Consider the following 24,559-nt stretch of genomic DNA (forward strand, 5'->3'; position numbering starts at 1 on the left):
AAATTGAGCAATGTAGTTATTATAGACTCGGTTCGCACCGCTATAGGGAAATTAGGGGGAGCATTGGAAAATGTTCCTGCCGATTTCCTGGCAGCTGCTGTCCTTGATGAAGTGATCAAGAGAGCGGATATTCCTAAAGAGAGTATTGATGAAGTGATCATGGGACAAGCCAAACAAAGTTCAGACGCGTCGAATTTGGCAAGAGTTGCATCACTCCGGGCAGGATTTCCTGTGGAAGTACCAGGTTATACCGTACACAGACAATGCGGATCCGGCATCCAGGCAATCAATTCTGCCAGTCAACAAATACAAAGCGGATTAGGAGATGTAATCATTGCGGGCGGAGCGGAATCAATGAGCACTGCCCCATACTATATGAGAAATATCCGTTTTGGATTGAAATCAGGGAATGGACAGTTATTGGATCCGAATACGGAAAGCCAGCCAGGATCACAGCCCATTGAAGATTACGGAATGTTAACGATGGGAATGACAGCAGAAAATCTGGCTGAAAAATATTCCATTTCAAGGACTGAACAAGATGAATTTGCTTTAAGGAGCCAAGAAAATGCAAGACGGGCAATTTCTACTGAAATATTTTCGAAAGAGATCGTTCCCTATCAAATCAAAACGAAAAAAGGGGTAATGGAATTTAATGCGGATGAGCACCCAAGAGAAACCAGTCTGGAAAAGTTGGCTGATTTAAAACCGGTTTTCAAGAAAAATGGAACGGTGACCGCTGGAAATAGCAGTGGAAGAAACGATGGTGCATCCGCTCTGATACTAATGTCGGAAGAAGCAGCAAAAAGGCATGGTAAAAAGCCGAAAGCAAGAGTGATCGCTCAAGCGGCAGCAGGTGTATCTCCGAACTTCATGGGGCTGGGGCCTGTCAACTCTACCTTGAAAGCGCTTCAAATGTCAGGGCTGAAACTGGATGATATTGATTTAATAGAGCTGAACGAGGCCTTTTCTGCACAAGCTTTGGCAGTTATCAAAGAATTGAAGCTTGATATGAATAAGGTGAATCCTAACGGCGGTGCCATTGCCATGGGACATCCAATTGGTGCCACTGGTGCAATTTTAGCAACCAAATTGATACATGAGTTAGAAAGAACCGGAAAAAGATATGGGCTAGTCACACTATGTATAGCAGGTGGATTAGGAATCAGTACCATCATTGAAAATCAACAAATATAAAAACTTTTAAAAAATTGGAGGAAGTATTATGAAGAATCAAAAAGTAATCAACGTTTATAATGGATTGGTAGTCAAATTCAAGGAATTAGTGAGTGAATATGAAATAGATCATAATGACTATCAAGCTCTTGTTGATTGGATGGATCAATTAGGCAGGGCAGGGGAAATTCCGTTATTTATGGATGTTTTCTTTGAAACGCATGCACTTCAGGAAATGTATAAAAGCGTAAAAGGAACGGAACCTACTATTCTAGGACCATATTACATTGAAAATACGCCAGTCGTTCAAAATCCCGGAATGCTGCCACAACGAGAAAATGAACCAGGTGACGCTCTTTACTTTTCAGGATCTGTTAAAGATGTTAATGGAATTCCGTTGGCAAATACCAAAATCGATATGTGGCAGGCTGATGCAAATGGTGAATACTCCTATTTCGCTGAAGGTATTCCAAATGATAATTTACGTGGTGTTTTTTATACAGATGCGAATGGTAATTTTGAAATAAAAACAGTTGTACCGGGTAATTATTCAATTCCAACAGATGGACCTTCCGGACAATTCTTAAAGTGGATCGATCATCATGCATTTCGTCCAGCACATTTGCATCTCTTATTCCAACCGGAAAATGGCGATAGATTAGTAACGCAAATATATTTCGAAGGCGATGAATATTTAGAAAATGATGTTGCACAAGGTGTTCGCGGAAGCTTAATTACGAAGTTAGAAAAACATTCAGGTGCAGAAAAAGGATTGAAAAATGATTATTATACGGCTCATTTAGATTTTGAACTTAGATTACAAGATAAACCTGTTTTCAATAAAGCTGTTGTAAAAAACTAATCTTCGCTAAGAAGTATGAAAGCAAAGAATCTAGAAAAAAAGGGTAGTTTCCTTAGTAAATATATCTTTTAAACGAAAGTGTCTAAGTGGATAATAAAAATAAAAAAGATGGTTTGTTGAACAATTCCAATCTTCATTATCTGATTTTTTGAAAACTTTCCGGGTTCCTATTTTGGAACTCGGAAAAATAAATTAGTAACGGATATTATTTAAAATGATGGGAGGCGGAAAATGCGTAGTGTAATTGCTTCGGATATCATTGCTGTCAGTAAATTTAACCGCTTTCATTTACTTGTTTTTCTTTGGTGTTTTTATGCCATAGCTTTCGACGGGTATGATATTGCGATGTATGGTGTGGGTTTGCCTTGGATGATGGAAGAGTGGGATCTAACTTCCATTCAGGCAGGGGCAGTCGGCAGTTATTCCTTATTCGGCATGATGATGGGGGCCCTGATTTTAGCACCGATCGCAGATAAATTTGGCCGGAAGAATGTTCTCGTCATTTGCATGATTTTGTTCAGCGTATTTACCTTGGGGGCAGGGATTGCACCTAACCTCACATGGTTTACCGTCATGCGTTTCATTGCGGCAATAGGCATGGGAGCTTTGATGCCGAATGTTATATCGCTAATGACTGAATATTCCCCAAAACAAAATCGGGCCATCATTGTAGCTGCGATGTATTGTGGCTATTCAATCGGCGGAATCCTGGCATCGTTAGTGGGAATGTATATCATTCCTTTTACGGATTGGCGTGTATTATACTTTATAGGAATTCTGCCATTACTTACACTTCCTATATTCATGAAGCAGTTTCCTGAATCCCTTTCCTACTATTTAGCAAAGAAGGAAATTGGTAAGGTTGTCGAAATCCTCAATAAAATCAAACCAGAAGGGGATTTTAAACAAACAGATGATTTCAGGCTTAATGAAGCTGTACAGAGAGGGAAAGGATCTCCAGTAAAAAAACTATTCACGAATAAACGGGCATTCAGCACGATATCCATTTGGGTGGCCGTGTTCTGTACATTGATGATGGCTTATGGATTAAATACATGGCTTCCAAAAATGATGCAGGATTCCGGTTTCAGTATCACCTCGAGCCTTTCATTTAACCTGGTTTTATGCCTTGGTCAAATAGGAGGCTCATTAATCGGCGGTTATTATGCGGGGAAAATTGGGCATCGCAAAATACTTGTTACACTATTCTTTTTAGGGGCCGTTACCTTTGTCGCATTGAGCGCTACGACTAATACCATCGGAGTATATTTACTTATTTTTATGGGGGGTGCATGTACTGTTGGTGCCATGAACTTAGCCAACCCGTATATCACAGAATATTATCCCCGTGAAATCCGTACGACAGGTATGGGCTATTCGCAAGCTATCGGCAGGATTGGCTCCATTCTCGCTCCTACTTTAATTGCCTTTCTTCTGTCAACAGGCATGGATCCGAAGGTGGCTTTTGCTACATTTGCCCTGCCAAGTATCATCGCAGCGGTCGGTTATATTCTGGTCCAAGAAAAACATGGATCTTTTGACAGGGTAGTCAAGGAGGAGAATGACGAGGTAAAATCAGAGAAGACTGTAACTATTTAAAGAAATGATTCACAATTCGGAATACAATCCCCTTAGTTGTTTACATTGCAGCAAGGGGATCTGCAATTCAATGGTTCTAGGGGCTGCTCTTGAAAATATTAAACTCAGATTGATAAGTAATTGCAGGAAACATACAAGTATTTATGAAATTTCAATAGAATTAGTAGAACGATGTACTAATATTGGGCATTAGGTTAGGGGGAAAAATATTGAGCTCAGAATTAAAGGCAATGATAGACGATCGCACATCGGAACTGGTAACGGATAGATCAAAAAAAGGAAAACCGAGAACTGTTCGATGGTTCATCTTATCTCTCATTGCTTTAGTCACTTGTATTAATTACATTGACCGTGCCATCATTTCGCTTGCAGCTCCGAATATTCAATCCGATTTACATATTGATCCGGCTTTGATGGGAATCATATTTTCCGTATTTGGCTGGAGCTATACCTTTTCGATGCTATTCAGCGGCTATTTTCTTGATAGATTCGGTCCTCGGAAGGTATACACGGTTTCCCTGATTTTATGGTCTGTATTTACATTCATGGTAGGAACCGCGAAAAATATATCGTCACTGATAACATATCGCATAGGGCTTGGTGCCTTTGAATCTCCGTCCATACCTACTAATGCCTGGTGTGTATCCGAGTGGTTTCCTAAAAAAGAACGTGCCACTGCTGTAGGGATTTATACGGGTACCCAATATATTGGGTTAGCCTTCCTTACTCCAGTTTTTACTTGGATCATCATAACCTTTGGCTGGAATTACCTGTTTTATATCGCCGGAATTATTGGGGTCCTTATTGGATTTGTTTGGTATGGATTCTATCGGAACCCTAGGGAACATAAGCGGATTTCTCAGGAAGAGCTAAATTATATCAAAGAAGGCGGAGGAATGATCGGAACTGAAGAGAAGCATCCTTTCTCCTGGAAACGAATAGGCCAACTGCTTAAACACCGTCAAATTTGGGGAATGTTCATCGGGCAATTTTCCATTCAAACCACTTTGTTTTTCTTTATGACTTGGTTTCCATCCTATTTGATTGATGAAAAGGGAATGACGATGTTGAAAACTGGAATTTATGCGAGTATCCCATACATTGTAGCCATATTAGGAACTCTGATTGGCGGCCGATGTTCAGATTGGATGCTGACTCGCGGTATATCAACAGGATTGGCACGTAAACTTCCCATTATAGTCGGATTGTTATTGTCTTGTTTGATTCTTGGGGGAAATTATACGGATTCACCAAACATAGTCATCACCTTTATGGCGATAGCATTCTTTGGACAGGGGATGGCATCAACAGTTACCGGTGCCCTTTTAGCTGATATTGCGCCGAAAGGAATGGTGGGCCTAACGGGCTCCTCACTATATTTCGTAGCTAACATTGGCGGGGCTTTATCGCCGTTAATCGTCGGTTTAATCATTAGTGCGACACATTCTTATGCAGCAGCGCTAACTTTCATATCCGTAGTGGCCCTAATTGGCGCTTTTGCTTATATTTTTCTTATTGGAAAAGTCCAGCGTATAGAAATCACAATGAAAAACTAAATGGAGAAAGGCGGAATTACATTGAAACTGAGTTTATGCACGACAGGATTTAAAGAATGGGACATAGAGGAAATAATAAATTGGCTGCTTCCTTTGCAAGCGGATGTTAAAGGACTTGAATTATGGAATAAGCATATAGAGCGATTTCAGGAGAAGCACGGACCACTGGACAAATTAGCCAAATTACTTGAAACCAATGATCTACAAATACCTTCCATAAGTGGATATACGACTTTTTCGAAACTATGGAACCAAAAAGAACATCAAAACGAAATCAATCAAGCAAGAAAATTGTTAGATATGGCTCATCAATTAAACTGCCCATTAATACGGACATTCGCAGGCCATATTGCATCAAGGAATGCCTCACCAGAGCAATGGTCGGAAACGGCTACCGAATTAAAAAAATTAGGGCAAATGGCTGAACTATATGGAGTGGATGTAGCAATAGAAATTCACTATGACTCTTTTGCCGATAACCTCGAAGCCATTCATAAACTTTTAGAAGATATCAACCATCCACGGATAAAACTGATTTTCGATGGTGCTAACTTATACGTTGATCAATTGAATCCGAAGGAGGTATTGGAATCCATCTTCCCCCATGTCAGCCATGTACATTTAAAAAATTATCACTACAATCATAAAGAGCGTTATAAAAACAAACCAGCACCCATTTTTAGTGGGGACGTTGACAATCTTCGTTTACTTGAAGAATTGAGAAAGCGAAATTATACAGGCTTTGTTTCTCTGGAATATTTCGGCCAGGAAGGAATGCCAAACTTGCTTGCCTCAATAGAACAATGGAAACAACAACTGACTTATTGATTACTTCTCGTATTTTACATGAAGATTATTAGGGCATTTCAATTTTTTATTTAAATGATTCTATTCTCTTATCCCACCCTGGCAGTCGAACATCAAATAGTTAAAGAGAGGACTGATAGAGAGAATTTAAATAGGAGGGTGAATATGCAGAATCATGAGCTGGAACAAGTCATAAAAAATGCGGACAGGGCAATAAATAAGGAGGATTTCGATCATTTAATGGAGCTCTATTCAGAGGATGCGACTTTAGTTGTCAAACCTGGAACAGTCGCAAAAGGGAAAGAGGAAATTCGCCGGGCATTCATTGCTATCGCTGAATACTTTAATCATAGTTTAATCGTCAATCAAGAAAAGATGGCAATAATCGAAACAGGTGATACGGCATTGGATGTGGCACAAGCCAAGCTAAGTGCCAATAAAAAGGACGATTCCGAATTCTCGATGGAAAGAACAGCGACATATGTTTTTAAAAAGGACTCCACGGGTACATGGCGCTGTATAATCGACAACTCTTATGGTGCTGAAATAATTAAGAATTGAAGTAATTAGCTGCCGTAAATGGTGGCTTTTTATTTTTTACAGCTAGATTACATCTGTATGTAAAAAATTGCCTATGTATAGAAGTGATGATGAAATGAAGAAATGATTGTACCCAATAATAATAACAAAAACTACATTAAAAACATTAATGTACGACAAAACAAGAAGACGATATCCTTAAGATATCGCCCTCTCATAATTACACGGGTTAATAATCCTCAATGGTCGCTTATTTTAAAGCTGATAAACTTCTGCTCCATCATTTCCTGCATCGCATATTTGACGCCTTCCCGGCCAACACCGCTGTCCTTCCAGCCGCCATAAGGCATATTATCAATTCGGTAAGTTGGGATATCATTGATTACGACTCCACCTGTTTCCAAGCGTTCCGCCGCATAAAAAGCTCGTTCTATACTCGGAGTCATCACTCCTGAGTTCAAGCCGTAACGCGAATCATTTGCATCATTGATGGCATCATCCAGCGTATCGAAAGGGAAAATGCAGACAATCGGACCAAATACTTCGAAACGAAATACCTTTGAGTCACGATTTACATTGGTTAAAACGGTAGGCAATAGTACATTGCCTTCCACTGTACCGCCGCACTCAATGTTTGCTCCTTCCTGTACTGCCTCATCAATCCAACTTTGTAACCGCTCCAATGATTTTTTTGAAATCACCGCTGTGATATTTGTATTTTCCTCGAGAGGTGAACCGATGACAAGCTGTTTTGTGGCACTGACGAAACGATCTAAAAATTGTTGGTATAGTGATTTGTGGACATAAATCCGTTGAATCGAGATGCACACCTGCCCATTATTCGTAAATGAACCCATTACACTTCTTTGAATAATTTGATCGATGTCGACTCCTTCATCAATGATGAAAGGGGAATTGGACCCGAGTTCAAGTGTAAGCTTACGGAAGCCTGCCTGCTGCTGGATAAAGTGTCCGACCTCAACACTGCCTGTGAACGTCACTTTTTTTACATGTGGATGGGTCGTCAAGGCTTCACTTAAAACATCGCCTTTGCCAGGTATGATGTTCAATACTCCATCTGGCAACCCGGCTTCTTTAAAAATATCGGCAAGAACCAGTGCACTCAATGGGGTTTGTTCGGCAGGTTTTAACACAATCGAATTTCCAGCGGCAATAGCTGGACCCACTTTATGGGCAACCAGATTAAAGGGAAAATTAAATGGGGTAATCGCGGTGACGACGCCAATCGGGGTGCGAACCGTGAAGCCGAAACGGTTTACCCCACCAACTGCCGCATCCATCGGGATTTGTTCTCCATAATTGTTCTTGGACGCTTCTGCAGCGAAACGATAGGTCTGAACCGTACGATTCATTTCTTCACGAGCATTTCGAATCGTTTTCGCCGCCTCCAGAGAAATGATTCTTGCAAGTTCTTCACTGCGTTCTTCCATGATTGCTGCAGCTTTAAATAAAATTTCTGCTCGTGCATGAGCCGGGTAGGATCGGTATTTCTGAAAAGCAGCATTTGCCTCAACAATCGCTTCAATGGCATCCGCTGGTTCAGCCTGTCCGATTTGTGCAATTTCTTCGTTTGAATGGGGATTATATAATGGCTCATATGATTTAGCCTCCCGCCATTTACCACCGATCCACAATTGCCACTTTTTCTTCATCTGAAATCCCTCCAATAATATCTGCTTTTATAATTTACAAATATAATCACCTAGTGTTTTCGAGAGCTTTACATTTTCCGAATAATCGACATCCACATCAATCAAGACAATTTCCTGACTCGAAAGCGCTTTTTCTAATGCAGGTAGCAATTCATCGGAGTGGGTTACTTTCACACCTTTAACCCCAAAACTTTTTGCGAACCCTAAAAAGTCTGGATCTGTAAATTCAATGGCATTCGTACGATCAAATTTATTCAATTGTTTCCACTCAATTAGGCCGTATTTAGAATCATGGAAAATGACTATCACGAAGGCAAGACCTAGACGTTTTGCCGTTGCCAATTCAACTCCATTCATCAGGAAGCCACCATCCCCTGTAACCGCAATGACAGGTTTATCAGGCTTTGCCAATTTGGCTGCAATCGCGCCGGGAATGGCAATTCCCATCGATGCAAAGCCATTAGAAATGATCGTGTGGTTTGGGATTTCCGGCTGATACATCCGGGCAATCCATAATTTATGTGCACCCACATCCGAAATGACAATGGCATTACCCTTTTCCGCCCTTTTCAAATCGGCAATGATCCGCTGAGGGATGATAGGGCTTCCTGATACATCATCCGAAGAATGAAATTTTTCAATGATTTGGGACCTTAACCTTTTCACCTCTGGCCAAAGTTCTTTTTTTGCTACACCAGTCGTCAAGGCTTCAAGTGCCTCCGTAACGTTCCCGACCAATTCTGCTTGAACGGGGTAATAAGCATCAATCTCGGCAGGTCGAGCATCAATATGAACAATCGGATTCATTGCCTCATCGTTCCAATACTTTGGCAAATACTCGACGAAATCATACCCGACGGTGATAATAAGATCGGCCAAATCAAATCCGCATAGAACATAATCCCTTGCTTGCATCCCTACTGTAAAAAGGGACAATGGATGGTCGGAAGGTAAAACTCCTTTAGCCATGAATGAATTCACAACGGGAATTTGCTTCTCTTCTGCAAATTTCCGCAAAACCTCAGAAGCTCTATCGCGGATCACGCCATTACCAGCTAGAATGATAGGCTTTTTAGCGCGATTTATTAATTCGAAGGCTTTTTTGATTTCTTCCTCGGCTGGGCGGGATCTAGGCAGTGGTGTAACCGGAAGAGGTTCCCCTTCTGTATCCATCATCGCCACATCTTCCGGAAGTTCTATATGAACAGCTCCCGGCTTTTCAATGACAGCCGTTTTAAATGCTTTACGGATAATTTCCGGAATCGTATGCGGCACCTTAATTTGTTGATTCCATTTCGTTACTTCCTCGAAAACGCCAATAATGTCCACATACTGATGCGACTCTTTATGAATGCGATCAAGGCCCGCCTGACCTGTAATCGCGACAACAGGGGAATAATCCAGATAAGCACTTCCTATCCCTGTCAATAAATTGGTTGCACCCGGTCCCAATGTGCCCAAGCAGACGCCTGGCTTCCCAGTTAGCCGGCCATAGATGTCTGCCATAAAAGCTGCAGCTTGTTCATGATGAACCAAGATAAATTCAATATCAGAGCTTATTAGAGAATCAATAAGATCCGTATTTTCCTCACCAGGTATCCCAAAAATATATTGTACCCCTTCATTCTCTAAACATCTTACAAACAAATCAGATGCCTTCAAATTATTCCCTCCTCGACCATTTCAATTTCTTTCCTTATATGTTGGCTTTGCCCCCAAGAAATTATGTACTTGCGTGTATTAAAAACCATTTCGAGCATTTGCGTCTCTAAACTAGGAGGGGGAATATGGAAGTAGGAATGGTTTCGTGAAAAAAAACATTTCTGCAGTTTGATAAAAAGTGCTTAAGCATGGTATAAGTGTAAAGGAAGCAGGGACATTCTGCTTTTTAATTTTGGGATAAGGGGTTAGCCTGGTAACCCATAATGAAAGGATTGGAATTTTAATATGATAGATAATTTTTGGCGTGATCTACCACGACCTTTTTTTATACTGGCACCAATGGAAGATGTGACGGATGTAGTTTTTCGCCATGTAGTGAGTGAAGCAGCCAGACCTGATGTGTTTTTTACAGAGTTTACAAACACGGAGAGTTATTGTCACCCAGAGGGCATCCGCAGTGTGCGTGGGCGTTTGACTTTTACTGAGGACGAACAACCGATTGTAGCCCATATATGGGGGGATAAGCCTGAATACTTTCGGCAAATGAGCATAGGTATGGCGGAACTGGGCTTTCGGGGTGTGGATATCAATATGGGCTGTCCTGTACCTAATGTGACACAGAATGGGAAGGGAAGTGGCCTTATCCGTCGTCCAGAAGTTGCAGCAGAATTAATACAAGCAGCAAAAGCAGGAGGATTGCCCGTAAGTGTAAAGACAAGGCTTGGTTACACGGATGTAGACGAATGGCACGACTGGCTAACACACATACTGAAACAGGACATTGTTAATCTTTCCATTCATTTGCGTACAAGAAATGAAATGAGTAAAGTAGATGCTCATTGGGAACTAATCCCGGAGATTAAGAAACTTCGTGACCAGGTGGCACCAGATACGCTCTTGACGATCAATGGGGATATCCCTGACCGTCAAACTGGCTTAAAGCTCGCTCATCAATACGGTATTGATGGGGTTATGATTGGGCGTGGTATTTTCAATAATCCATTTGCCTTTGAAAAGGAGACGAAAGATCATAGCAGTAAGGAATTGCTTGATCTCTTAAGGTTGCATCTGGATCTCCATGATAAATATTCAAAATTGGAGCTACGTTCGTTCAAGGCTCTTCATCGCTTTTTTAAGATATATGTCCGTGGGTTTCGAGGGGCAAGTGAATTAAGAAATCAATTAATGAACACTAAGTCAACAGATGAAGCGCGTGCTTTGCTCGAAAACTTTGGTTCAAATAATCTCGATGGAGTGGGGGAACTGTAGAAATGTCCCCATTCATGGTAAAAGTGAAGTAGGACGTTTAACTGTTTTGCCCCAAAAGCTTTTTACTAAGCTGTTAATTGAATAATGTGAAGGCGGTATTGAACCGCACTCAATCCCGCCAATTTTTGCTTTCTATGTTTGTTATTATAGTAATCTATATTGGGTTATGACAAATAAAAGCAAGTTACCGGGGAAAATCATTATTTCTTCAATATTTTTAGACATACAAGCAAAAAACAAAGATGAACCTAAGGCTCAAATCCTTTAAATTAAAAGGGTTTGGGTCTTTTTATTTTGGCTTATTGGATGCGTTTTGAAACAAAAGTGATTTGCTCACATTTTTGCTAACGGGGACTTCTTAGGGCCATTGTAGAAAAAATCAGCCACTTCATTATCTTGGTTTGGCTTCATATGGGCATAATGCTCTCCTTCCAAAAGGTCCGTTTAATCTAAAAATATCATTTTGTGTTTTTAGTATTAAGTGGCTTTTATCTTTTAATAAAAGTGTGAATAAAACGGCTTGACAGAATACCCCTATAGGTATATTATGAACTCACGAGTTATCAATGAATAAACTCACGAGTAAAATGTTCAAACTCACGAGTAAAATGTTCAAACTCACGAGTAAAGTGCGCAAACTCACGAGTAAAGTGTGCAAACTCACGAGTAAAGCGCGCAAACTCACGAGTAAAGTGCGCAAACTCACGAGAAAATGATTAAATTCTCAATAATTGCTTCGGAAGAAGTGATCTTGGGACTGAGCTTCTTAATCGGAAATGGAATTAATGTAATCAGTTATGATATTAACGATTGTAAATAGATGGGGGGCGGAGTATGGAGTATGATAAAAGTGTCATTAATCGGTTGAAGCGGATTGAAGGACAAATCAAGGGTGTTCTTGGAATGATGGAACAGGGAAAAGATTGCAGGGAAATCGTCACTCAGTTGTCGGCTGCGCGAAGTGCCATCGATAGGACCATGGGTGTTATCGTAAGTGCCAATCTTGAGCAATGCGTTCGGGAAAACGTCGAGAATGGAGAGGGCACTGATCATCTAGTCAAGGAAGCGGTTAATTTACTGATAAAAAGCAGGTAAAAGAATTGACCTGAACTGTTGAAAAAGGAGTGTTATTCATGTCTTATATATTACAAGTGGATTTTAAAATGGAGGGACCTTTCGGCAACGAAATGGTAAAAAAATTTACAGATTTAGCAAAAAGCATTAATAGTGAAGAAGGCTTGATCTGGAAGATTTGGACCGAAGACAGTGAGGCAAAGGAAGCAGGCGGCATTTATCTGTTTGAAACGAAGGAATCCGCATGTAAGTACTTGACGATGCATACAGCTCGGTTATATGGGTTTGGTATAGAGAAGGTTAATGGAAAAATTTTCGAAGTAAATGAAGGGCTGACTTCAATCAATCATGGACCAAGCAAATAAAGATAACCATTTATTTTAGTGAAGTGGGTTGACGCACTATATTTTTTAGCATAATATATACCCCACATGGTATATAAGAGTAAAAATGAAATTTCAATCAGGGGGAAGCATAATGGCTGAAAAGAAAAAAACGACGATCATTTTATTTAGTGGTGATTATGATAAGGCAATGGCTGCTTATATCATTGCAAATGGGGCGGCGGCTTACGATCATGAAGTGACCATTTTCCATACGTTCTGGGGATTGAATGCTTTAAGGAAGGATAAGCCGATTTCATTAAAAAAAGGATTTCTTGAAAAAATGTTTGCGAAAATGATGCCGCGTGGTTCTGATAAAATGGGTCTATCCAACATGAACTTTGCTGGGATGGGTCCCAAAATGATCAAACACGTGATCAAAAAGCATAACGCCATGTCACTCCCAAATTTAATTGAGTTGGCCCAAGAACAAGAACAGGAAATTAAACTGATAGCCTGTACGATGACAATGGATTTATTGGGTTTACAGCAAGAGGAGTTATTGGATGGAATTGAGTATGCAGGTGTTGCGGCATATTTAGCTGAAGCAGAGGATGGAAATGTAAACTTATTTATATAAATTTGGGTACCGGAGGGATGGGTCCATTGGGAACTATATTTAACCTCATCATATTAGGTTTCATTGTTTGGTTTTTATATCAGCGCTTTGTCCCTGTAAAGGGGATAAAAAATATAAATGCGGCAGAGCTAAAAACTGTGTTGAAAAATAGAGGAAATAAGCAATTGATTGATGTCCGTACTCCTAATGAATATAGGGGCAATCACATAAAGGACTTTAAAAACATTCCTTTAAACGAACTTGGCAAAAGGGCACAGGAACTGTCAAAAGATAAAGAAGTGATTGTAATCTGCCAAAGCGGGATGAGGAGCAGTAATGCGAGTAAAGCATTGAAAAAACTTGGATTTAAAGAAGTCACCAACGTAAAAGGCGGCATGAGTTCTTGGCGCGAATAAAAGGAGGTTCTTATAAAGATGAAAAAAATTTTACCGAATGAAGTGAACGCATTATTGAAGGGGAACTCCCCAGTCCACATCATTGATGTACGGGAGGCGGATGAAGTAAAAACAGGGAAAATACCAAATGCTGTGAACATCCCGTTGGGTCTGGTGGAATTTAGAATGCAGGACTTGGATAAATCAAAAGAGTATATCATGGTTTGCCGGTCAGGGGGCAGAAGTTCAAGGGCAGCACAGTTACTTGAGGATCATGGATATACAGTGTTGAACATGATGGGTGGTATGAATGAATGGGAAGGTCCCACAGAAAAATTTTAAATTCGAATATACCCCCATACCTATAATAGAAGGAGGAAATAAAATGATAAAAACAAATTCCGTTTTGGATGCAAAAGGTTTAGCCTGTCCAATGCCAATCGTAAAAACGAAAAAAGCCATGAATAACCTGGAAGCGGGGGAAGTACTGGAAGTTCAAGCAACTGATAAAGGGTCAACCGCCGATATGAAAGCCTGGGCGGAAAGTTCAGGTCACCAATACTTGGGTACGGTTGAAGAAGGAACGACACTAAAACATTATCTTCGGAAAGCAAGCGGAGAAGAAACAGAAGTGAAGAAGCATGAAAAAATCATTTCCAATGAAGAACTGCTGCAAGTAATGGAAGAAAATAGAAATATGGTCATCCTGGATGTACGAGAATCCGCAGAATATGCTTTTAATCACATTCCAGGAGCAAGATCCCTTCCAATGGGTGAATTGGAACAACGTATGGGTGAACTGGATATAGAGTCAGAGATTTTCGTGATTTGCCGTACAGGCAGCCGGAGTGATCTTGCTGCACAAAAACTGACCGGTGCTGGATTTGAACAGGTATTCAATGTTGTACCCGGCATGAGCCAATGGAACGGTCCTTCCCAAAAATCCATGAATGAATAAAACTATAAAATGGAGGAATAGATCATGACTAACAAAGTAGCCATAATCGCAAGTAATGGTGGTTTATTTGATGCATATAAAGTGTTTAACATCGCAACTGCAGCGGCAGCAACAGATCAAGAAGTGGCCATTTTCTTTACTTTCGAAGGTTTGAACTTAATTCATAAAGACGCGAATGGAAAACTTCCTCTGCCTGAAGGTAAGGAGCACTTTGCCGAAGGGTTTAAAAAGGCCAATGTTCCTTCCATTCCTGAGTTAGTTACTATGGCACAGGAAATGGACGTCAAGTTTATTGGGTGTCAAATGACCATGGACGTATTGGGCATGGAAAAAGAAGCTTTCGTTGATGGTATCGAAGTAGGTGGAGCGGTCACATTTTTGGAGTTCGCGAAAGATGCTGATGTTACATTAACCTTTTAATGAAGGAAAAATTTTTTGAAAACATAAATACTGCAGGGGGTATATGGTATGACTTTTAAGCAAATGACAGCTGCTGAAGTTTCAAAGAAAGTGATCAATAAAACCGACTTATTTATTTTGGATGTTCGAAATGAAAGTGACTTTAATGATTGGAAAATTGAAGGGCAGAATTTTGAATTCCTTAATATCCCTTACTTTGATCTACTGGATGGCGTGGAAGAAATTCTCGATCAAATCCCGGCCAATAAAGAAATCCTGGTAGTATGTGCAAAGGAAGGCTCATCCGTCATGGTAGCTGAAATGTTATCTGAAGCTGGATTGGATGTTTTTTATTTAATGGGCGGCATGAAAGCATGGAGTGAACACTTGGAACCAGTGAGGATAGGCGAATTGACAAATGGCGCCGAAATTTATCAATTTGTTCGACTTGGTAAAGGCTGTTTATCTTACATGGTCGTTTCCAATGGGGAAGCAGCTGTTATTGATTCCACAAGAATGATAGATGCCTATCTTGATTTCGCAGATGATATCGGGGTGAAGATTACACATGTTCTGGATACTCACTTACATGCCGATCACATTTCAGGTGGAAGACGAATCGCGGAAGCAACAAATGCAGCTTACTGGCTGCCGCCAAAAGATGCGGCTGAAGTAACTTTTGAATATCAGCCATTAGAAAGCGGGAACGTGATAACGATCGGTCATACAGCGATTGATATCCAAGCATTATACTCCCCGGGACATACCATTGGATCCACTTCATTTGTGGTGGATCAAAAATACTTGCTAAGCGGGGATATCTTATTCATCGATTCCATTGGCAGACCGGACTTAGCTGGTTTGGCTGAGGATTGGGTAGGGGACTTGAGAGAAACACTGTATACACGTTATAAAGAATTATCAGAAGAGTTAATTGTATTGCCATCACATTTCATGATCATTGATGAATTGAATGAAGATGGAAGCGTCGCTAAAAAGTTGGGTTCGCTATTTGCTGAAAATCACGGATTGAACATAGCGGATGAAACGGAATTCAGAGAGCTGGTAACAGGTAATTTACCGCCTCAGCCAAACGCCTATCAAGAAATTCGCGAAACCAATATGGGGAAAATCGAACCCGATAATGAAAAACAGCGCGAAATGGAAATTGGACCAAATCGCTGTGCGGTTCGCTAATACCGATAAAAATAGAAACCAAGAAAATAGGAGAGATGAAATATGAATGCAGATAAAGTGCTAGATGCTAAGGGACTGGCATGTCCAATGCCAATCGTCAAAACGAGAAAAGCGATGAATGATTTGCAAACCGGGCAAGTGCTGGAAATACATGTAACCGATAAAGGAGCTAAAGCAGACTTAGCCGCTTGGTCAAAATCCGGTGGCCATGAGCTGATGGAAACAGCAGAAGAAAATGATATACTGAAATTTTGGATCAGAAAAGGCTGATAAAGAGGGGGGAACCATTTGGTTTCCCTTCTTTTAAGGGAGGCACTTACAATGGATATAACCTTTATCATTACCATCTTTTTGATTGGTTTTATAGGTTCATACGTTTCAGGGATGCTCGGCATCGGCGGTTCGATAATAAATTATCCAATGCTGCTGTTTATTCCCCCAATCTTTGGTTTAGCGGCATTTAGTGCCCATGATGTGACAGGCATTAGCGCTGTACAAGTCTTATTCGCCTCCATCGGAGGTATATGGAGCTATCGTAAGAGCGGACATTTAAATAAAACGCTTATTCTCTATATGGGGATCAGTGTGTTGATCGGAAGCGTGGTTGGAAGTTTTGGATCACAAACGATGTCGGAAAACGGAGTGAATATCGTCTATGGCATCTTGGCGTTGATAGCGGCTGTCATGATGTTCATTCCGAAGAAAGGAATAGATGATATTCCTGTGGATCAAGTTACCTTTAATAAATGGCTTGCGGCCATCCTGGCATTAATCGTTGGTTTAGGCGCCGGGATAGTCGGTGCCGGAGGGGGCTTTCTATTAGTTCCCATCATGCTTATCGTTTTAAGAATTCCAACAAGGGTCACGATTGCTTCTTCATTAGCAATCACATTCATTTCATCCATTGGTGCAACAGCAGGGAAAATATCAACGGGTCAAGTTGACTTCTATCCGGCGTTGATCATGGTTGTAGCTAGCTTAATAGCCTCTCCGATTGGGGCAATGGCCGGTAAAAAAATGAATGTAAAAGTGCTGCAAGTCATACTGGCTCTATTGATTTTAGCGACGGCTGTAAAAACTTGGGCGGGGATCATGTCCTGAGTTTTGACACGGAAGGGAGCAGTTGTGAAAAATTTCTATCGTTAAAGAAGTGTTCACAATAGGCCATACTAATGGTTCCTTTTCCTCCATCACTTTTTTTCTTATTATCTTGTATCAGAAAAGTTAATGTGATTTCAGTTAATAGAAAAAAGCTGACTGTTGAAAGTCAGCTTTTCCTTATGCGGCCGTTTATAAATAATTAAAAGATTACCGCTAAAATAAACCAAACAATCATCAATAATTGAAGTAATACTTTGGCTAAGCTGCCGCCTAAAAAACCGATGATAGTTGCAAACCCAACTTTAGTAGCCTTCATTATATCTTTTTGAATGATTAATTCTGAAACGAGGACTGCTAAAAATGGTACGATAATTATTCCAAAAGGAGGAAAGACAAATGAACCAACAATCGTGGCAATAGCTGCTATTGTCTCGGATGTTTTTGACCCTCCATACTTTTTAACAAAATAACTGTTTGCGATAATGTCGGCCGCGATTAATACACCGCTCAACACAACCATACTGATCCAGAACCATAACGATAACTCATCAGGATTAACCAGGAATTGATAAACTGCAAATCCTCCCCAAATGGCAACAACCGAAGGAATAATAGGATAGACAATTCCTACAAAACTTAAAGCAAATAAGACGATCGTTAATCCCCACCATAAAATATCCAATGAAACTCCACCTTTTCATACTTACTTATAATATATCTACTAAATTATATTTCTATTTAGGGACAAACACCATTTATTCTTTTTTTGTATATTCGAATCCCTCACAGGTCATCAACTACCAAGGGATCAAATCTTGATATCAAAGGGGTTTGAGCGTTTTTTTGTTTATAAAACTTATAGCCAGTTTTGTTTTATTTACTCAATTGGTGGAGAATAGAGAAGGATTAAAACGTATTACAGGACAACTATTTGTAATAATTAATATTTCAAGAAACTGTGGATAAAGCTTTTTGATTATTCAGCTAACGATGAGGTTAAAAATAAGACCATCTTTTTGGCTTTTATCCGAACGGTATGTTCAATAAAATCAGGAAGCGTGGTTTTTCTATAGAAATAATGGTGTGCAGTTAAACAGCACTCACTAAGTAATTTTAGAACCTCATAAAATTAGAGGAATTCAGCTATTAGACCTTCGGAATTTGTCCAGACAACAGGAAATCGTAACGAATATGTATGTGGAAGCTAAACTTCAGTTTCACACCATTTTAGATCAAGTGTTTCCTGAATACCGGAAGGTTTTTGGTGATCTATATTCAAGGGTTTCTTTATTGATATTAAAGGAATATCCCACTTCAGAGGCGGTATTAACAGCCGGGGAAAGTAAACTAGCAGAGAGTGTTATAGAGTTCTGTCCTAGCCGATCGGGTCAATGGGCATGGGAAAAAGCAAAAAAAATAATGGACTCCGCGTCTCGAAATCCATTTCAAATAAACGTGTATCAAAGTCACGTAATCAATCTTCGTATGTATATTGAGTTGCTTTTTCATTAACAGGGACACCTCTCTGAGTTGGAAGATCGTATAGTGGCCCTGGCAAATGAACTAGAAGAATATAAGATCATCCAATCGATTCCCGGTATCGGAGAAAAAATCGCAGCCACGATTATCTCTGAAATTGGTGAAATCGATCGGTTTAATCATCCGAAAAAACTAGTTGCCTTCGCTGGAGTAGATCCAAGTGTTCACTCATCGGGTAAGTTTACGGCAACCATTAACCGTATTACGAAAAGAGGTTCAAGTAGATTACGTCATTCTCTGTATTTTGCCGTACTATGTGGCTGTTCAAGGAACAAAAAGCTTAAAGTCTTCTATGATAAGAAAAAATCAGAAGGAAAACCTGCCAAAGTGTCAATCGTTGCATACGCTCTTCTATTAAAGAGAAAAGAAATGTACCTAGATTTAGCCTGATTAACGGTTTTGTGAAACAGAGAAACATCCTTCCAAAAGGGGGTTGGAGGGTTATTTGTCATGGCCAAAAATAGTATATCATAAGGGAAATGAAAATTTTAGAGAAAGAAATTGACATCCTATTAGCTGGTTTAGTTCATTAACAGGGGTTGCTGCGGCAGCCTTTTTCTTATGGCACTAACGGGGCAGGTTAGTTCAGGAATACATGTCGTTAAATATGGTAAAATGAGTAAAAAAGGAGGGGCGATATGAAGGTGGTTCTTCAAGCAATTATAGGTTCAATTTCAATTCATGTAATCTATTTAGTCGTTATGATGTTAGTCGGTTATATAAAAACAAAAAACTATAAACCAGATATTGAGAGTGCATGGGATAAAGTAGAAACCCTTCAAAACGAGGTAGTGTTTGTGGGAGTTACGCCTCCTCATTTTTATGTATTATCCTTTTTGGGATTATCCGTAATATGTGGAATTGTAATTTTATCGTATGAAAAGTTAATGAACTAAAGTGGCAGGTTTGTTAAAGAAGAAATGATAATAATGTGGTTTGGTTGAATTTATAGAATTATAAAGAAATTTTCATTGCATCTGTAATCATATAAAATGGTATTATTTGGTTGTGAAGTGTGTAACATTACCAATAACGAGTTTGTTCAGATAAAGATTGAAGTAATTCTTTAAGGAAAAAGGTGAGTGAATGACCAGTTGGAAGAATCCTATTCTTTTAATATCAGGAATAGGGATTTCATATTTAGGAAATTGGATTTACTTAATTGCACTTAATATTTCGATATTAAACTTAACTGGCTCTGCAACAGCAGTTGCGGGGCTATATATTTTAAGGCCTATTGCCGTATTAATCACTAATACGTGGTCTGGGAGTGTCATTGATCGTGTTAATAAACGAAGATTAATGATTTCTATTGATATTATAAGAGGTGCCTTAATATTTGTGATTCCTTTCATATCATCATTATGGACTATATATACAGTCCTATTATTGATTAATATTGCCGGTTCATTCTTTGGTCCAAGTTCATCCGTCTACATAACAAAGCTGGTACCTCCTGTAAATCGAAAACGATTTAATTCGATTATGAGTTTGGCCAGCTCCGGTGCATTTTTATTAGGCCCAGCTATTTCAGGGATACTTATTATGTATGTAGGGACAGATTTATGCATTGTAATTAATGCGATTACTTTTATAATTTGTGCATTTTTCATCTATCTTCTTCCTGACGTTGATGAAGATCTAGATAATATAAGAGAACCAGTTCAGTGGAAAACTCTAATAAATGATTGGAATGCAGTTAGGGAATTTACTAAGATTGCAAAGTTCTTTGTATCAGTTTATTTATTGTTTCAATGTGCAATGCTAATTGGCTTTGCACTAGATTCACAAGAGGTTACTTTTATTAAACAGCACTTGGAGTTGTCTGATAGAGATTATGGCTTAATTGTAAGTATTACTGGTATTGGGGCATTGGGAGGAGCTACTGTCGCCGCCGTTGTATCTAAGAAGTTGCAACTAAGGTTATTTATAGGTGCTGGAATGTTACTGACATCAATAGGATATGTTTTGTTTTATGCATCTTTTAACTTTATAACCGCAACATTGGCATTTGTATTTTTAGGCTTCTTTATGGCATTTGCGAATGCAGGATATGCTACCTTTTTTCAAAGTAATGTACCAGTAGCAATTATGGGAAGGTTCGGTAGTATTGCAGATATGGTTCAAGGCATCATTCAAATTGGATTGACACTGCTCTTAGGGTTAACAATAGAATGGTTTTCATTACAAGTTGTTTGTATTATTTTTTCTATTGTCGGAGCAATTCTTGCAACGGTACTTTTCATTACCGTATTTATTCCTTCAAAGGCTGGTTATTTTGAAGAAAATAAAAAATCAATTACTGGCTAAAAAGACAATTCTTAAAATATCTTAATCAACTAACAGGTGCGTTAGCTGAAGATCGGAGCTGCCTTTAAGGCAACTTTTTATTATGGAACTATCGGGGCAGGATATTTGGAAAATATAGGTTAGTAAAGTTATACTCTTAAACATAAACTGAATTCACCGGAGGGGAAATATGGAATTGTTTATTGGAATAGCTCTTATACTTATTGTATTTTTTTCATCAAGTATTATTGAAAAAAGGTTAAAGAATATAGAAAAACAGAACAATCGTGTAATAGAAATTTTAGAAGAAATTAGAGATAAGAAATAAACGTTCCTTAACTAACAGTTTTCTCTTAGGGAACTATCGGGGCAGGTTAGTTGACTAACAATAATTCACAAATGCATGCTCGGATGATAATCTATAAATAAATTGAGGGGGAATAAGGTTATGGAAAAAGTTGATTACGTTGAGTTAAAACATTTTTCGAATGAATATTTTGATGTATTAAATTCATTTGAACTCCCTGAAGAACAAGTGCAATTCACTGCATTACCAAACAAGATTTTAGAGGCGACAGAAGGGCAACATCGGATTGTTATTTTAAGTGAGAATGAACCTGTAGGTTTCTTTTTATTACATTCAACTGAACGAGTAAAGGAGTATTCAGATAATCCGAAAGCTATGTTGTTAACTGCATTATCTGTTAATCATGCGAAGCAAGGAAAAGGTTATGCTAAACAAGGTATGCTCTTACTAAGTGATTTTGTTAAATCTGAATTTCCTAACTGTGATGAAATCGTTTTAGTTGTAAATCATAAAAATCTTCCTGCCCAGCAACTGTATTTGAAAGTGGGTTTTCAAGATACTGGCAAGAGAAAAATAGGACCAATTGGTGAACAGTTTATAATGAATTTATCGGTGTAAAATACATAGTGCTTAATGAACTAACGGGTGCGTTAGCTGAAGATCGGAGCTGTCTTTAAGACAGCTTCTTATGGAACTATCGGGGCAGGTTAGTTTAGGATAAACCAAGCAAACATAATTAAAAAGAAAAAGCTAAAGACCAGTATAGGCTTTAGCTTTTTCTTAATTCTTTATATTTTTTCCCCCACTCGCCCATACTATCTAGTATAGGAATAAAACTTTTCCCTAAAGATGTTAGCGAATATTCTACCTTTGGAGGAACTTCTTTATATACTTCTCGGTGAACCATTTGGTCTTCTTCTAATTCTCTCAACTGACGTGTTAGTATTCCTTTTGAAATGTCAGGTAATAACCTTTGAAGTTCATTAAATCTTCTTGTCTGTCTGCTTAAATGCCATAAGATGATGATTTTCCATTTTCCTGCAATTATGTCTTGAGTTTCTGTAACTGGACAGACCTCTATTTGGTCTTCAGGAGGTTCACCGAACCTACTTCGTGCCATAATGAATACCTCTCTTTCTTATAGGTACTATTTTTGTAACTATGTTATAAAAAAGTGACTACTTTTAAAAAGACATCTAATACTATAATATTAGATTAAGGTTAGTAATCCAATAAAAAGATATTAAAGACCTGGAGGTTATTTTAAATGAAACATCTTGTTGTTTATGCACATCCATACGCTGACAGCTTAAATCACTCTATTATGGAAACAACAGTCAATGCATTAAAGAAAAATGGTCACGAAGTTATTGTCCGTGATTTATATGCACTTGATTTTCAACCTGTACTGAAACCAGAAGATACAGCAGCTATGAAAGCAGGAAAAACTCCTGATGATATTAAAACGGAACAAGAATTTATTGCTGAAGCAGACGTAATAACCTTTATTTACCCAATTTGGTGGACAGGTCTTCCAGCTATTCTTAAAGGATATGTAGACCGAGTATTTGCATTTGGGTTTGCTTATTCTGCTGGACCAGAAGGTGTAATTAAGTTATTAGAAGGTAAAAAAGGTTTTATCATCAATACACATGGTACTCCTAATGAGGTTTACGATGAAATCGGTATGACAGCAGGTTTGAAAGTCACTTCCGACATTGGAATATGGGATTTTACTGGAATTGAACCTATGGGCCATTTGCTATTCGGAAGTATTGGATACCTTGATGAAGAAGCATATAAAGGTATGTTAAAGAAAGTTGAAGATACAATTAATTCCGATTTCTCATAAACACATACAAAAATAATAAAAGACTACTCATAACTGGGTAGTCATTTATTATTTTTGAAAGGTTATTATTCCACTAACTGGTGCGTTAGCTGAAGATCGGAGCTGACTTTAAGGCAGCTCTTTTTTTATGGCACTAACGGGGCAGGATAGTTCATTAAGGGGGATGTTAAAAATTTCCCTAAAATAACATAAAAAGGTACAATTACTTTAAATAGTGAAAGATAGATGAGGGATTTGTTTTGAAAATTAGTCAAACTCGGAATTTCAACTTGGTTGCTAAATTAAATAAATATGTGCACGATTTACATTTAAATTTATATCCTAAATATTTCAAGGAATATAACTATGAAAATGTGAAGGAAGTTTTCAAAAGTCTTGTTAATAACGAAAGTTTCGTTTTCCTTTTGTTAGAAGATGACGAAGAAGCTCTCGGCTATGCTTGGATAGAGATAAGAGAATATCAAGAAAATGCGTTTAAAAAAGGATATAAGTCTGTTTATGTACACCAGATTAGCATAGTGGATACAAAGAGGAATAAGGGTTATGGTTCAAGCCTTATGGAATGTATATATGACATTGCGAACGATCGAGGAATAGACTTAATAGAATTAGATTATTGGTTTGAGAACAGTGTTGCAAAGGACTTTTATAAAAAGCAAAATTTTATAAAGTATAGGGAGTTTGTATATAAACAGTTGTAGTTTCTTGTTTTAATTAAGGGGCAGTTCAATTGAACAAAAAATATTAATATTAAATAGTAATTATCATAAAAATTTAAATAAAGGTTGTGCATCACAGATGGACATTACCATAAAAAGAACAAGTTTAACTGAAGTAGATATGTTGTTAGCTATACAAAAAGAAGTTTTTGCAGAAGATTATGCCTTATATGAAGACCACGATTCAACCCCAGTAAATGAAACAGAAGCAAAATTGATCGAAAACATTGAGCGTTTTTTTCATTACACAATATTGTCTGACAATGCTATTATTGGAGCAATAGATATTCGCCCTTTGGATGAAAACCGATTAAGATTAAGTAAATTTTTCTTAAGAAATGAATTTCAAAATAAAGGACTAGGAAGTAAGATTATCAAGTTAATGGAGTCCGAATTTCCGTTGATAAAAGATTGGAGCTTATATACTCCTTATTTAAACAAAAGAAATCACCATTTTTATGAAAAGCTAGGTTATATAAAAATAGGTGAAGTTCAAGTTACTGAAAAACTCCAGTTATTTAGATATGAAAAAAAGTTATAAGATTATTTATTTTTTTCTTCTCTATAAGAGATATCTTTAAGTTAGTTATAGTGACGACTTATTCCGATTTCTCAAAAAAAGATTATGAAGATTTGTACTTAA

The 24,559-nt window shown here is 38.5% G+C and carries 28 protein-coding genes and 1 pseudogene; 25 read left to right on the forward strand and 4 right to left on the reverse strand.

Annotation, left to right across the window (positions count from 1 at the left end; translation table 11 throughout):
- Positions 1–3 precede the first annotated feature (3 nt).
- The 6 genes from AC2YHV_RS25255 (at position 4) to AC2YHV_RS25280 (ending at position 6,561) form a co-directional block, all read left to right on the forward strand.
- Positions 4–1,197 carry a thiolase family protein gene (locus AC2YHV_RS25255; RefSeq protein WP_096338734.1) on the forward strand — a complete coding sequence of 398 codons (1,194 nt, stop codon included), beginning with the start codon at positions 4–6 and terminating at the stop codon, positions 1,195–1,197.
- Positions 1,198–1,225: 28 nt separating this feature from the next.
- On the forward strand, positions 1,226–2,038 hold the full coding sequence (locus tag AC2YHV_RS25260; protein ID WP_487374424.1) for a dioxygenase family protein: 813 nt from the start codon (positions 1,226–1,228) through the stop codon (positions 2,036–2,038).
- A gap of 231 nt (positions 2,039–2,269) precedes the next feature.
- Positions 2,270–3,637, forward strand: coding sequence for an MFS transporter (locus tag AC2YHV_RS25265; RefSeq protein WP_487374425.1), 1,368 nt, complete (start codon positions 2,270–2,272; stop codon positions 3,635–3,637).
- A gap of 209 nt (positions 3,638–3,846) precedes the next feature.
- Positions 3,847–5,193, forward strand: coding sequence for an MFS transporter (locus AC2YHV_RS25270; RefSeq protein ID WP_487374426.1), 1,347 nt, complete (start codon positions 3,847–3,849; stop codon positions 5,191–5,193).
- 21 nt (positions 5,194–5,214) lie between these two features.
- A complete protein-coding gene (locus tag AC2YHV_RS25275) occupies positions 5,215–6,021 on the forward strand; it encodes a sugar phosphate isomerase/epimerase family protein (protein ID WP_400451081.1) in 807 nt (268 codons plus the stop codon).
- Between the two features lie 144 nt (positions 6,022–6,165).
- The gene (locus AC2YHV_RS25280; protein WP_487374427.1) at positions 6,166–6,561 is read left to right on the forward strand and encodes a YybH family protein; all 396 of its coding nucleotides are present in this window, start codon (positions 6,166–6,168) and stop codon (positions 6,559–6,561) included.
- Positions 6,562–6,779: 218 nt separating this feature from the next.
- Here AC2YHV_RS25280 and AC2YHV_RS25285 read toward each other — a convergent pair whose 3' ends face one another.
- Positions 6,780–8,213 carry an aldehyde dehydrogenase family protein gene (locus AC2YHV_RS25285; RefSeq protein WP_487374428.1) on the reverse strand — a complete coding sequence of 478 codons (1,434 nt, stop codon included), beginning with the start codon at positions 8,211–8,213 and terminating at the stop codon, positions 6,780–6,782.
- Positions 8,214–8,240: 27 nt separating this feature from the next.
- A complete protein-coding gene (locus tag AC2YHV_RS25290) occupies positions 8,241–9,875 on the reverse strand; it encodes an acetolactate synthase large subunit (protein ID WP_487374429.1) in 1,635 nt (544 codons plus the stop codon).
- Between the two features lie 285 nt (positions 9,876–10,160).
- On the opposite strand from AC2YHV_RS25290, the gene AC2YHV_RS25295 reads away from it, so the two are divergent.
- From AC2YHV_RS25295 to AC2YHV_RS25345, 11 genes are all read left to right on the forward strand, one after another.
- Positions 10,161–11,144, forward strand: coding sequence for a tRNA dihydrouridine synthase (locus AC2YHV_RS25295; protein WP_283930523.1), 984 nt, complete (start codon positions 10,161–10,163; stop codon positions 11,142–11,144).
- Positions 11,145–11,978: 834 nt separating this feature from the next.
- On the forward strand, positions 11,979–12,239 hold the full coding sequence (locus AC2YHV_RS25300; RefSeq protein ID WP_034312817.1) for a metal-sensitive transcriptional regulator: 261 nt from the start codon (positions 11,979–11,981) through the stop codon (positions 12,237–12,239).
- A gap of 38 nt (positions 12,240–12,277) precedes the next feature.
- A complete protein-coding gene (locus AC2YHV_RS25305) occupies positions 12,278–12,583 on the forward strand; it encodes a monooxygenase (RefSeq protein ID WP_427525228.1) in 306 nt (101 codons plus the stop codon).
- A 112-nt stretch (positions 12,584–12,695) separates the two neighbouring features.
- Entirely contained in the window at positions 12,696–13,181 is a 486-nt protein-coding gene (locus AC2YHV_RS25310; RefSeq protein ID WP_487374430.1) for a DsrE/DsrF/DrsH-like family protein, read from the forward strand.
- Between the two features lie 26 nt (positions 13,182–13,207).
- The gene (locus AC2YHV_RS25315) at positions 13,208–13,576 is read left to right on the forward strand and encodes a rhodanese-like domain-containing protein (RefSeq protein ID WP_487374431.1); all 369 of its coding nucleotides are present in this window, start codon (positions 13,208–13,210) and stop codon (positions 13,574–13,576) included.
- An 18-nt stretch (positions 13,577–13,594) separates the two neighbouring features.
- Positions 13,595–13,897, forward strand: a complete 303-nt coding sequence (locus AC2YHV_RS25320; RefSeq protein ID WP_283930527.1) for a rhodanese-like domain-containing protein — start codon at positions 13,595–13,597, stop codon at positions 13,895–13,897.
- Between the two features lie 43 nt (positions 13,898–13,940).
- Entirely contained in the window at positions 13,941–14,513 is a 573-nt protein-coding gene (locus AC2YHV_RS25325; protein WP_057277148.1) for a sulfurtransferase TusA family protein, read from the forward strand.
- A 24-nt stretch (positions 14,514–14,537) separates the two neighbouring features.
- Entirely contained in the window at positions 14,538–14,933 is a 396-nt protein-coding gene (locus AC2YHV_RS25330; RefSeq protein ID WP_098186535.1) for a DsrE/DsrF/DrsH-like family protein, read from the forward strand.
- Between the two features lie 48 nt (positions 14,934–14,981).
- Positions 14,982–16,109, forward strand: a complete 1,128-nt coding sequence (locus AC2YHV_RS25335) for an MBL fold metallo-hydrolase (RefSeq protein ID WP_095679829.1) — start codon at positions 14,982–14,984, stop codon at positions 16,107–16,109.
- A gap of 42 nt (positions 16,110–16,151) precedes the next feature.
- Positions 16,152–16,379, forward strand: a complete 228-nt coding sequence (locus tag AC2YHV_RS25340) for a sulfurtransferase TusA family protein (RefSeq protein WP_034312794.1) — start codon at positions 16,152–16,154, stop codon at positions 16,377–16,379.
- A 51-nt stretch (positions 16,380–16,430) separates the two neighbouring features.
- Positions 16,431–17,210, forward strand: coding sequence for a sulfite exporter TauE/SafE family protein (locus tag AC2YHV_RS25345; RefSeq protein WP_487374432.1), 780 nt, complete (start codon positions 16,431–16,433; stop codon positions 17,208–17,210).
- A gap of 199 nt (positions 17,211–17,409) precedes the next feature.
- Here the strand turns inward: AC2YHV_RS25345 and AC2YHV_RS25350 are convergent, their stop codons facing one another.
- Positions 17,410–17,892, reverse strand: coding sequence for a DUF456 domain-containing protein (locus AC2YHV_RS25350; RefSeq protein ID WP_487374433.1), 483 nt, complete (start codon positions 17,890–17,892; stop codon positions 17,410–17,412).
- Between the two features lie 431 nt (positions 17,893–18,323).
- On the opposite strand from AC2YHV_RS25350, the pseudogene AC2YHV_RS25355 reads away from it, so the two are divergent.
- From AC2YHV_RS25355 to AC2YHV_RS25375, 5 genes and pseudogenes are all read left to right on the forward strand, one after another.
- Positions 18,324–19,139 (forward strand): annotated as a pseudogene (locus tag AC2YHV_RS25355) (transposase); the annotation flags it as partial.
- A gap of 248 nt (positions 19,140–19,387) precedes the next feature.
- On the forward strand, positions 19,388–19,645 hold the full coding sequence (locus tag AC2YHV_RS25360) for a hypothetical protein (RefSeq protein ID WP_400451094.1): 258 nt from the start codon (positions 19,388–19,390) through the stop codon (positions 19,643–19,645).
- 190 nt (positions 19,646–19,835) lie between these two features.
- Complete coding sequence (locus tag AC2YHV_RS25365) at positions 19,836–21,059, forward strand: MFS transporter (protein WP_440438281.1); 1,224 nt, start codon at positions 19,836–19,838, stop codon at positions 21,057–21,059.
- A gap of 169 nt (positions 21,060–21,228) precedes the next feature.
- Complete coding sequence (locus AC2YHV_RS25370; protein ID WP_187049253.1) at positions 21,229–21,366, forward strand: hypothetical protein; 138 nt, start codon at positions 21,229–21,231, stop codon at positions 21,364–21,366.
- 120 nt (positions 21,367–21,486) lie between these two features.
- The gene (locus AC2YHV_RS25375; protein ID WP_268938372.1) at positions 21,487–21,963 is read left to right on the forward strand and encodes a GNAT family N-acetyltransferase; all 477 of its coding nucleotides are present in this window, start codon (positions 21,487–21,489) and stop codon (positions 21,961–21,963) included.
- A 151-nt stretch (positions 21,964–22,114) separates the two neighbouring features.
- Here AC2YHV_RS25375 and AC2YHV_RS25380 read toward each other — a convergent pair whose 3' ends face one another.
- Positions 22,115–22,465, reverse strand: a complete 351-nt coding sequence (locus AC2YHV_RS25380; protein ID WP_063576571.1) for a winged helix-turn-helix transcriptional regulator — start codon at positions 22,463–22,465, stop codon at positions 22,115–22,117.
- A gap of 147 nt (positions 22,466–22,612) precedes the next feature.
- On the opposite strand from AC2YHV_RS25380, the gene AC2YHV_RS25385 reads away from it, so the two are divergent.
- The 3 genes from AC2YHV_RS25385 (at position 22,613) to AC2YHV_RS25395 (ending at position 24,457) form a co-directional block, all read left to right on the forward strand.
- Complete coding sequence (locus AC2YHV_RS25385) at positions 22,613–23,197, forward strand: NAD(P)H-dependent oxidoreductase (protein WP_063576570.1); 585 nt, start codon at positions 22,613–22,615, stop codon at positions 23,195–23,197.
- Positions 23,198–23,436: 239 nt separating this feature from the next.
- Positions 23,437–23,898: an N-acetyltransferase family protein gene (locus AC2YHV_RS25390; RefSeq protein WP_487374434.1), complete on the forward strand. Its 462-nt coding sequence runs from the start codon at positions 23,437–23,439 to the stop codon at positions 23,896–23,898.
- Between the two features lie 97 nt (positions 23,899–23,995).
- Positions 23,996–24,457, forward strand: coding sequence for a GNAT family N-acetyltransferase (locus AC2YHV_RS25395; protein WP_413002672.1), 462 nt, complete (start codon positions 23,996–23,998; stop codon positions 24,455–24,457).
- The last annotated feature ends 102 nt before the right edge of the window (positions 24,458–24,559 follow it).

The organism is Peribacillus sp. SRI_006 (assembly GCF_057586375.1).

Excerpts from the sequence above, each read along its gene's own strand:
- AC2YHV_RS25260 (WP_487374424.1), top strand. The coding sequence starts at position 1,226 with ATGAAGAATCAAAAAGTAATCAACGTTTATAATGGATTGGTAGTCAAA.
- AC2YHV_RS25265 (WP_487374425.1), top strand. The coding sequence starts at position 2,270 with ATGCGTAGTGTAATTGCTTCGGATATCATTGCTGTCAGTAAATTTAAC.
- AC2YHV_RS25280 (WP_487374427.1), top strand. The coding sequence starts at position 6,166 with ATGCAGAATCATGAGCTGGAACAAGTCATAAAAAATGCGGACAGGGCA.
- AC2YHV_RS25285 (WP_487374428.1), bottom strand. The coding sequence starts at position 8,213 with ATGAAGAAAAAGTGGCAATTGTGGATCGGTGGTAAATGGCGGGAGGCT.
- AC2YHV_RS25295 (WP_283930523.1), top strand. The coding sequence starts at position 10,161 with ATGATAGATAATTTTTGGCGTGATCTACCACGACCTTTTTTTATACTG.
- AC2YHV_RS25300 (WP_034312817.1), top strand. The coding sequence starts at position 11,979 with ATGGAGTATGATAAAAGTGTCATTAATCGGTTGAAGCGGATTGAAGGA.
- AC2YHV_RS25305 (WP_427525228.1), top strand. The coding sequence starts at position 12,278 with ATGTCTTATATATTACAAGTGGATTTTAAAATGGAGGGACCTTTCGGC.
- AC2YHV_RS25310 (WP_487374430.1), top strand. The coding sequence starts at position 12,696 with ATGGCTGAAAAGAAAAAAACGACGATCATTTTATTTAGTGGTGATTAT.
- AC2YHV_RS25320 (WP_283930527.1), top strand. The coding sequence starts at position 13,595 with ATGAAAAAAATTTTACCGAATGAAGTGAACGCATTATTGAAGGGGAAC.
- AC2YHV_RS25325 (WP_057277148.1), top strand. The coding sequence starts at position 13,941 with ATGATAAAAACAAATTCCGTTTTGGATGCAAAAGGTTTAGCCTGTCCA.
- AC2YHV_RS25330 (WP_098186535.1), top strand. The coding sequence starts at position 14,538 with ATGACTAACAAAGTAGCCATAATCGCAAGTAATGGTGGTTTATTTGAT.
- AC2YHV_RS25335 (WP_095679829.1), top strand. The coding sequence starts at position 14,982 with ATGACTTTTAAGCAAATGACAGCTGCTGAAGTTTCAAAGAAAGTGATC.
- AC2YHV_RS25340 (WP_034312794.1), top strand. The coding sequence starts at position 16,152 with ATGAATGCAGATAAAGTGCTAGATGCTAAGGGACTGGCATGTCCAATG.
- AC2YHV_RS25345 (WP_487374432.1), top strand. The coding sequence starts at position 16,431 with ATGGATATAACCTTTATCATTACCATCTTTTTGATTGGTTTTATAGGT.
- AC2YHV_RS25360 (WP_400451094.1), top strand. The coding sequence starts at position 19,388 with ATGAAGGTGGTTCTTCAAGCAATTATAGGTTCAATTTCAATTCATGTA.
- AC2YHV_RS25365 (WP_440438281.1), top strand. The coding sequence starts at position 19,836 with ATGACCAGTTGGAAGAATCCTATTCTTTTAATATCAGGAATAGGGATT.
- AC2YHV_RS25370 (WP_187049253.1), top strand. The coding sequence starts at position 21,229 with ATGGAATTGTTTATTGGAATAGCTCTTATACTTATTGTATTTTTTTCA.
- AC2YHV_RS25375 (WP_268938372.1), top strand. The coding sequence starts at position 21,487 with ATGGAAAAAGTTGATTACGTTGAGTTAAAACATTTTTCGAATGAATAT.
- AC2YHV_RS25380 (WP_063576571.1), bottom strand. The coding sequence starts at position 22,465 with ATGGCACGAAGTAGGTTCGGTGAACCTCCTGAAGACCAAATAGAGGTC.
- AC2YHV_RS25385 (WP_063576570.1), top strand. The coding sequence starts at position 22,613 with ATGAAACATCTTGTTGTTTATGCACATCCATACGCTGACAGCTTAAAT.
- AC2YHV_RS25395 (WP_413002672.1), top strand. The coding sequence starts at position 23,996 with ATGGACATTACCATAAAAAGAACAAGTTTAACTGAAGTAGATATGTTG.